The sequence below is a fragment of the Brevundimonas sp. genome, from assembly GCF_031082345.1.
GTDB lineage: Bacteria > Pseudomonadota > Alphaproteobacteria > Caulobacterales > Caulobacteraceae > Brevundimonas.
Genome location: NZ_JAVHLH010000151.1, coordinates 1 through 7,059, shown reverse-complemented (window position 1 = coordinate 7,059; position 7,059 = coordinate 1). Strand labels below are relative to the sequence as shown.

Annotated in this window: 9 protein-coding genes; 5 read left to right on the top strand and 4 right to left on the bottom strand. The window is 71.5% G+C overall.

Features of this window, described 5'->3' with window-relative positions:
• The first annotated feature begins 161 nt into the window (after positions 1 to 161).
• The 4 genes from RDU12_RS10365 to RDU12_RS10350 all read left to right on the top strand — a co-directional run bounded on the left by RDU12_RS10365 (position 162) and on the right by RDU12_RS10350 (position 4,058).
• Positions 162 to 665, top strand: a complete 504-nt coding sequence (locus RDU12_RS10365) for a histidine phosphatase family protein (protein WP_308684573.1) — start codon at positions 162 to 164, stop codon at positions 663 to 665.
• The gene (locus RDU12_RS10360) at positions 662 to 1,018 is read left to right on the top strand and encodes a DUF952 domain-containing protein (RefSeq protein WP_308684572.1); all 357 of its coding nucleotides are present in this window, start codon (positions 662 to 664) and stop codon (positions 1,016 to 1,018) included. The genes RDU12_RS10365 and RDU12_RS10360 overlap by 4 nt, the downstream gene beginning before the upstream one ends.
• Complete coding sequence (locus RDU12_RS10355; protein WP_308684571.1) at positions 1,009 to 2,046, top strand: quinone-dependent dihydroorotate dehydrogenase; 1,038 nt, start codon at positions 1,009 to 1,011, stop codon at positions 2,044 to 2,046. Before RDU12_RS10360 ends, RDU12_RS10355 begins: the two co-directional genes overlap by 10 nt.
• A gap of 65 nt (positions 2,047 to 2,111) precedes the next feature.
• Positions 2,112 to 4,058, top strand: a complete 1,947-nt coding sequence (locus RDU12_RS10350) for an ATP-binding protein (RefSeq protein ID WP_308684570.1) — start codon at positions 2,112 to 2,114, stop codon at positions 4,056 to 4,058.
• Here RDU12_RS10350 and RDU12_RS10345 read toward each other — a convergent pair.
• Positions 4,016 to 4,462 carry a very short patch repair endonuclease gene (locus RDU12_RS10345; protein ID WP_300292285.1) on the bottom strand — a complete coding sequence of 149 codons (447 nt, stop codon included), beginning with the start codon at positions 4,460 to 4,462 and terminating at the stop codon, positions 4,016 to 4,018. The two genes, RDU12_RS10350 and RDU12_RS10345, sit on opposite strands and share 43 nt — an antisense overlap.
• 54 nt (positions 4,463 to 4,516) lie before the next feature.
• A complete protein-coding gene (locus RDU12_RS10340; RefSeq protein ID WP_300292288.1) occupies positions 4,517 to 5,002 on the bottom strand; it encodes a peroxiredoxin in 486 nt (161 codons plus the stop codon).
• A 125-nt stretch (positions 5,003 to 5,127) separates the two neighbouring features.
• Between RDU12_RS10340 and RDU12_RS10335 the strand changes: the two genes are divergently transcribed.
• Positions 5,128 to 5,697, top strand: a complete 570-nt coding sequence (locus RDU12_RS10335; protein WP_308684569.1) for a YqgE/AlgH family protein — start codon at positions 5,128 to 5,130, stop codon at positions 5,695 to 5,697.
• Positions 5,698 to 5,750: 53 nt separating this feature from the next.
• Here RDU12_RS10335 and RDU12_RS10330 read toward each other — a convergent pair whose 3' ends face one another.
• Both RDU12_RS10330 and RDU12_RS10325 read right to left on the bottom strand, forming a co-directional pair.
• Positions 5,751 to 6,023: a hypothetical protein gene (locus tag RDU12_RS10330; RefSeq protein WP_300293464.1), complete on the bottom strand. Its 273-nt coding sequence runs from the start codon at positions 6,021 to 6,023 to the stop codon at positions 5,751 to 5,753.
• Positions 6,024 to 6,153: 130 nt separating this feature from the next.
• On the bottom strand, positions 6,154 to 7,059 hold a 906-nt coding region (locus RDU12_RS10325; protein ID WP_308684568.1), incomplete at its 5' end, for an EAL domain-containing protein.

The following is a 7,059-nucleotide window of genomic DNA, read 5'->3' as shown; positions in this document are numbered from 1 at the left end:
GGCTGGGGGTGAAGGGCGGGCGCCCGCACCGGGGCCGTGGCCACGGCGCCGCCCGGATGCACCCGCCCTTCACCCCCAGCCGGCGTCGCGCAGCCGCCGCGTTCGCTCCTGAAGCGCCGCCGACGCTTTGCAGGCCGGCCGTCAGGCCCTAAAGGGCGGGCATGCAGAGACTGATCCTGATGCGGCACGCCGAGGCCGAACGGGCCGCCGGCTCGGGCCGCGACCGTGACCGCGCGCTGTCGTCGCGGGGAAGGATCGACGCCGCCGCCATGGGACGGACCCTGGCCGCGCGCGGACTGAGGCCGGATCTGGCGCTGGTGTCGCCGGCGCTGCGCACGCGCCAGACCTGGGACCTGCTCCACGACGCCTTCGGCGACGTCCAGATCCGCGACGACGAGGCGCTGTTCAATGGCGGGTCGGACATCCTGCGGCGGCTGGTCGAGACGGCCGAGGACGAGGCCGGCTGCCTGATGGTGGTGGCGCACAATCCGGGGATCCACCTGCTGGCTGTGGAGTATCTGGTCGAGAGCGCCGCCTCGCCGTCGGTGCTCGATCGCATGACCGGCGGCTTTCCGCCCGGGGCGGCGGCGATCTTCGGCGTCGATGCGGCCGGTCGGCCGACGCTGGAAGGGTATCTGCAACCGCGCGACCTGGCCGGCGAATGACGGAGATCGCCTACAAGCTGGTCGACCGCCGGGAGTGGGAAGCGGCCCGGGCCGCCGGCGCCTATGGCGGATCCGGGGTCGATCGCGCCGACGGCTACATCCACATGTCCACGGCGGCCCAGCTGGCCGAGACGGCGCGCCGCCACTATGCCGGCCGCGACGGGCTGCTGCTGGTCGAGGTGGCCACGGCCAGGCTCGGCGAGGCCCTGCGGTGGGAGGCGTCGCGGGGCGGCGACCTGTTCCCGCACGTGTACGGACCCCTGCCCCTGTCGGCGGCCCTGTCCGAACGGGCGCTGTCGGTTCGGGCCGACGGGACCCCGATCTTCGACGATGGAGCGGACGGATGGCCCTGAGCGACCTCGGCGCCGCCCTTCTGCGCCGCCTCGACCCGGAGACGGCGCACGGCCTCGCCCTGATGGCGCTGCGGACCGTCCCGCTGCCGGCGCCCGCCGCGGACGATCCGGTGCTGGCGACCACCGTCGCCGGCCTGCGTCTGTCCAACCCGGTCGGCCTCGCCGCCGGGCTCGACAAGAACGGCGAGGCGCTGCACGGCCTGTCGCGGCTGGGCTTCGGCTTCATCGAATGCGGCTCGGTCACGCCGCGACCGCAGCCGGGCAACCCGAAGCCGCGGCTGTTTCGCCTGGGCGAGGACCGCGCCATCATCAACCGGATGGGCTTCAACAACGAGGGGCTGGAAGCCTTCGCGGCCCGCCTCACCCGTCGCCCCGCGGGGTCGGTGATCGGCGCCAATCTGGGGGCCAACAAGGAGACGGAGGACAAGGCCGCCGACTATGTCGCGGGGCTGAGGCGTCTGAAGGGCCTGGCCGACTACGTCACCGTCAACGTCTCCTCGCCGAACACCCCCGGCCTGCGCGACCTGCAGGGTCGCGCCGCCCTGGACGACCTGTTGGGCCGACTGGCCGAGGCCCGGGCGGACGATCCGACCCCGGTGTTCCTCAAGATCGCGCCCGATCTGACGGCGGCGGAGATCGGTCTGATCGTCGAGGCCGGGCTGGACCACGGCATCGATGCGCTGATCGTGTCCAACACCACCCTGGACCGGCCGCAGACCCTGCGATCGCCGCATCGGGACGAGGCCGGCGGCCTGTCCGGCGAGCCGCTGAAGCCGCGCGCGCGGGCGGCCCTGCGGGCGGCGGCCGAGGCGTCGGCGGGGCGTATGCCGCTGATCGCCGTCGGAGGAATCGACTCCGGGGCCGAGGCCTGGGACCGCATCCGCGCCGGGGCCTCCGCCGTGCAGATCTACAGCGCCCTCGTCTACGACGGTCCCGGGCTGGTCGGGCGGATCAAGCGGGACCTCGCCGCGCGCCTGAGAGCCGAGGGCTTTTCCACAGCGGCGGAGGCCGTCGGAACGGCCCGTTGACGGAGCGTTAGGGCAAGCCGGGCATGATCGAGCAAGGGCGAATACGCCCGGTCCGGGGGAGCCGCATGGCGATCGCTACAGCCGCAATGCCCGCCACCGCCCAGGACAGCTGGGCCGGCGCCATCCGCCAGCGCCGCAAGGCGCTGCTGCAGCGGTTGGGCATGGCGGCCGCATGCGCCCTGGTGTTCAGCCCCCTTCTCGGCTGGTCGCTCAGCGCCGGATGGATGCTGGGCTATTTCACGGTTCAGCTGGTCGACCTGTGGATCTTCGGCCCTGTCAACGACGGCAGGACGGAGCGTCTGCGCGGCGTGCGGGGTCTGGCCGGCAACGCCATGCTGACCATCAACGCCGGCTATTTCGGCAGCCTGGCGATTCCTCTCTGGATCGTCGGGGGCGCCATGGGCGGCATCTGCGCCTCCATGCTGCTGTCAGCCGGCGCCATCTATTCGATGATCAACGCGCCGCGTTCGATGTCGGTGCTGGTGCTGACGGTGACGCCGCAGTTCCTCTACCTGGCCTCGACCCCGTTCTTCATGTTCGCCTATGGCGCTTCGCCCGCCTTCGTGACCGCGGCCGCGGTCGCCGTCGGCGTGTTCATCACCTACTGCCTGTCGACCTGGCAGCGCATGAACCAGGCCCGGATCTCGGAAAGCGCCGCCCGCATCGAGGCCGAGGAGAAGCGGGCCGACGCCGAGCGCATCATGGAGGGCCGGAGCGCCTTCCTGGCCGCCGTCGGTCATGATCTGCGCACCCCCATCAGCGCCATCCTGACGGGCTCGGCCGAGCTGGAGCGCGGCGCCTCCGACAGTTCAGCCCGCGCCCAGGCCCGGCTGATCAGCGACGCCGGCTTCATGATGAAGGCCCTGCTCGACGATCTGCTCGACCACGCCAAGCTCGAGGCCGGGCACATGACGGTGGACTCGGTCGACTTCAGCCTGCGCGATCTTCTGAACCAGTCCGCCCGGCTGTGGCGCGGTCCGGCCCGGGCCAAGGGCCTGAAGCTGCGGATCGAGGGGGCTGCGACCGTGCCGACCTCGGTGCGCGGCGATCCGATGCGGCTGCGCCAGGTGCTCAACAACCTGATCTCCAATGCGATGAAGTTCACGGCCGAGGGCTCCATCACCCTGCGCCTCAAAGTCTGGCCGGAAGACACCGGCGGCCATGCCGTGCTGATCGAGGTCGCCGACACCGGCCCGGGCATGACGGGCGACCAGCTGGCGCGCCTGTTCACGCCGTTCGACCAGACCATCGCCGGCGTCAGCGCCCGCCACGGCGGCACCGGACTGGGTCTCGCCATCAGCCGTCAGCTTGCCGAACTGATGGGCGGCCGGCTGACCGCGCGCAGCAGCGTCGGCCACGGCTCCATCTTCACCCTGGCCCTGCGGCTCGAAGCGGCGCAGGCCGGGGTCGTGTCGGCGCCGGCGCTTGATCAGGAAAGCCGCGACGCTGTCGCTCGGGCGCTGTCGACGCGCCCGTCCAGCCGCCCTTCGACCCCTTCCACACCCGCGCCGGACGCACAGTCGTTGACCGGGACCGCGGTCGAGACCGCCCCGGCCGAAGGCGCGGCGCCGGCACCGGACGCCGACGAGGACGAAGGCCGGCCGATGCGGGTGCTGGTGGTCGACGACCACGACATCAACCGCCGGGCCATCCAGCTGATCCTCCAGCCGCTGGGCTGCGACATCGCCACGGCCGCCGACGGCATGGCGGCGCTGAAGATCTGCGAGACCTCCAGCTTCGACCTGATCTTCATGGACGTGCGGATGCCCGAACTGGACGGGCGCGAAACCACCCGCCGCATCCGCGACGGGGACGGCCCCAACGCCCTTGTCCCGATCATCGCGGTGACGGCGGATACGGCGCCGGAAGACATCGCCGCCTGCACCGCGGCCGGGATGACCTATTTCGTGCCCAAGCCGATCACCCCGCCGATGCTGCTGGGAGCCATCACCCATGTGATGACCATGGCTCAGGCGGAGGACGAGGCCGGGGTCGAGACCGCCGCCGCCTGATCCCGCACCTCGGCGACCAGCCGGACGGCGAAGTCCGGCGCCTTCATCCCGCATTCCCAGACCGTCACAACCCGCCAGCCGGCCGCCTCCAGCGCCGCCCGCGCGGCCGCGTCCCGGGCCCGGTTGCGATCGATCTTGGCGGTCCAGTAGGCGGCGTTGGCCTTGGGCTGGCGCGCCCCGCGAGCGCAGTCGTGCCCATGCCAGAAGCAGCCGTGCACGAACACCGCCGTGCGCCGCCCCTTCATGACCAGGTCGGGTTTCCCGGGCAGGCCGCCGCCGCCGAGGCGGTAGCCGATCCCGGCCGCGCGCAGGATGCGCCGCACGGCCAGCTCCGGACCGGTGTCGCGCCCCTTCACCCGCCGCATCACGGCGCTGCGCTGTTCAGGGGTGAAGACGTCGGTCATGGCCCGGACCTCGCGCTCAAGCAGCGAACGGCCGCGCCGTGAGCGATAGCGCCTCTAGAGCTGCGACAGCAGATGCTCCGCCGACGACACCTTGAACTCGCCCGGCTGCTCGACATTGAGCTGTTCGACCACGCCGTCCCTGACGATCATCGAATAGCGCTGCGAGCGCTCGCCCATGCCGAAGCCCTTGGCGTCCATCGACAGGCCCAGCTCGCGGGTGAAGTCGCCGTTGCCGTCGCCCAGCATAACGATCTCGTCCTTGCCGATACCCTGGCTGTCGGCCCAGGCGCCCATAACGAAGGCGTCGTTGACGGACAGGCAGGCGACGGTGTCGACGCCCTTGCCGGCCAGGGCCTCGCGGTGATCCTTGAAACCCGGCAGGTGCCGCGCCGAACAGGTCGGGGTGAAGGCCCCCGGCACGGCGAACAGGGCCACGGTCTTGCCGGCGAAGATGTCGTCCGTGGTGACGGGCTTGGGACCGTCGTCGGTGGCGCGGGTCAGGTTGGCCGAGGGAATGCGGTCGCCGATCTGGACGGTCATGGCAGGGCTCCGGGGGTCTGAAGGTTCAACTCCCGGTCCAGATAGGCCTTGCCGGGCGCCGCGCCAACCTCTCGCGGGGACGCGGCGGCCTTGCGCCGGCCGCCTGCGGTCCCGATGATAGGATCATGGACGATTTTCTCTCCCTCGAGGGCCGGCTGCTGGTGGCGATGCCCGGCATCGGCGATCCCCGCTTTGAACACGCCGTCATTCTCGTCTGCGCCCACCGCCCAGACCACGCCATGGGCCTGAGGCTCGACCGTCCGGCGCCGGGGGTCGACCTGAAGGCCGTGCTGACCAAGCTCGAGACGCCCGCCCCGGATTCGGCCTCGGACCGGGCGGTGCTGGTCGGCGGGCCCGTCGAGCGGGAACGCGGCTTCGTGCTGCACACCGACGACTGGCTGGCCGAGGACGCCTCGCTGTCGTTCGGCCACGGCCTGGCCATGACCGGCACGCGCGAGGCCCTGGCGGCCATGGTCGACCCCGCCGCCGGACCGCGCCGGTCGGTGCTGCTGCTGGGCTACGCCGGCTGGGACGAGGGTCAGCTCGAGGATGAGCTGGGCGAGAACGTCTGGCTCACCGCCGACGGCGACGCTGACCTGATCTTCGATCCGGACTACGACAGCAAATGGGCCCGGGCCCTGGCCGGGCTGGGCGTCGATCCGGCCCAGCTGTCGGGGCAGAGCGGCCGGGCGTAGGCGCACCCCCCTGCGCAGTCGGATCGGGCCGAGGCCGGCGCCTGAACCGCAGGCTATCCGCCCCTGCTGATGACCTTGCTGACCTCGGCTGAACCCGCCCCGTCGCGTCGGCCGTGAGGAGCGTAGGTGGTCGCGAGGATGTTCCGGCATCTGTAGTCCTGCCGCGCGTCGCCGGTCTGGCGACCGGTGGGATCCAGGCCAGTGCCCAGACGCTGGCAATGTTCGGTTCGCTCGGCGAGGGTCATCGGGCTGGAGTCGATCGGGGCGCAGGCGCCGAGGGCCAGCACCCCGCCGGTCAGAAAGATGGAAACCATCGGAACACGCATGTGTCGTCCTCCTGGGGAGGCCGGGAGATCGACCCCTGTCCAAAAGAAGACACCCGCCGGCGCCGCACGTCAAGGTTGACGAACCTGAGCCTGAGGTTGCCGCCCGGACAGCCGGGGACCCCGTCCGGAGCTACGCCGAGCGCGCCTTGATCGGCGCCGTGCCGTCGGCGAGGGACTCGTTCAGATAGACCTCGGCCTCCTGCGCCGGCAGGGCCGGGGCGTAGCCGAAGCCCTGGCCGTAGTGGCACTGGGCGTCCAGCAGCAGCTTGGCGAGGCCGGCGTTCTCGACCCCCTCGGCGACGACTTCCAGCGACAGGTCCCGGCCCAGGTTGACCACCGACTTGACGATCTTGGCCGAGCCCTCGTCCTTGTCCATGGTCAACACGAAATAGCGGTCGATCTTCAGCGTATCGAACGGCAGCTTGGCCAGCCAGGTCAGGGACGAGAAGCCGGTGCCGAAGTCGTCCAGCGCCAGCGACGCCCCCGCATTGCGCAGCTGGGTCAGGGTGTCGGCGGCGCGCGAGGTGTCGCGCATGATGTCGCCTTCGGTGACCTCCAGCTTCAGCGCACCGCGCGGCAGGCCCGCCTCGGTGATGATCCGCGCCACGTCCTCGACCAGATTGGCCCGCTCGATCTCGCCGACCGACAGGTTGACGCTGCAGAACAGCTTGCCCGCCGACGGATGCCGGGCCAGCCATTCGGCCAGCTGGCGCGACGCCTGGGTCATCATCAGCAGGCCCAGCTCGTTCATCAGGCCCATTTCGTCGGCCAGGCCGAGGAATTCGTCGGGCGGCACCAGGCCGCGCTGCGGGTGGCGCCAGCGGGCCAGGGCCTCGAACCCCGCCACCGCGCCGGTCATCAGATTGACGATGGGCTGGTAGAAGGGCTCGATCTCGCCGCGCACGAAGGCGTTGCGCAAATCGGCTTCAAGCGCCAGCCGCGACAGGCTGTCGGACTCCAGCGCCCGGCCGTAGGCGGCGGCCCCGCCGCGCCCGGCGGTCTTGGCCTGTTCGACCGCCAGTTCGGCGCGGCGCAG

Excerpts from the sequence above, each read along its gene's own strand:
- RDU12_RS10365 (WP_308684573.1), top strand. The coding sequence starts at position 162 with ATGCAGAGACTGATCCTGATGCGGCACGCCGAGGCCGAACGGGCCGCC.
- RDU12_RS10360 (WP_308684572.1), top strand. The coding sequence starts at position 662 with ATGACGGAGATCGCCTACAAGCTGGTCGACCGCCGGGAGTGGGAAGCG.
- RDU12_RS10355 (WP_308684571.1), top strand. The coding sequence starts at position 1,009 with ATGGCCCTGAGCGACCTCGGCGCCGCCCTTCTGCGCCGCCTCGACCCG.
- RDU12_RS10350 (WP_308684570.1), top strand. The coding sequence starts at position 2,112 with ATGGCGATCGCTACAGCCGCAATGCCCGCCACCGCCCAGGACAGCTGG.
- RDU12_RS10345 (WP_300292285.1), bottom strand. The coding sequence starts at position 4,462 with ATGACCGACGTCTTCACCCCTGAACAGCGCAGCGCCGTGATGCGGCGG.
- RDU12_RS10340 (WP_300292288.1), bottom strand. The coding sequence starts at position 5,002 with ATGACCGTCCAGATCGGCGACCGCATTCCCTCGGCCAACCTGACCCGC.
- RDU12_RS10335 (WP_308684569.1), top strand. The coding sequence starts at position 5,128 with ATGGACGATTTTCTCTCCCTCGAGGGCCGGCTGCTGGTGGCGATGCCC.
- RDU12_RS10330 (WP_300293464.1), bottom strand. The coding sequence starts at position 6,023 with ATGCGTGTTCCGATGGTTTCCATCTTTCTGACCGGCGGGGTGCTGGCC.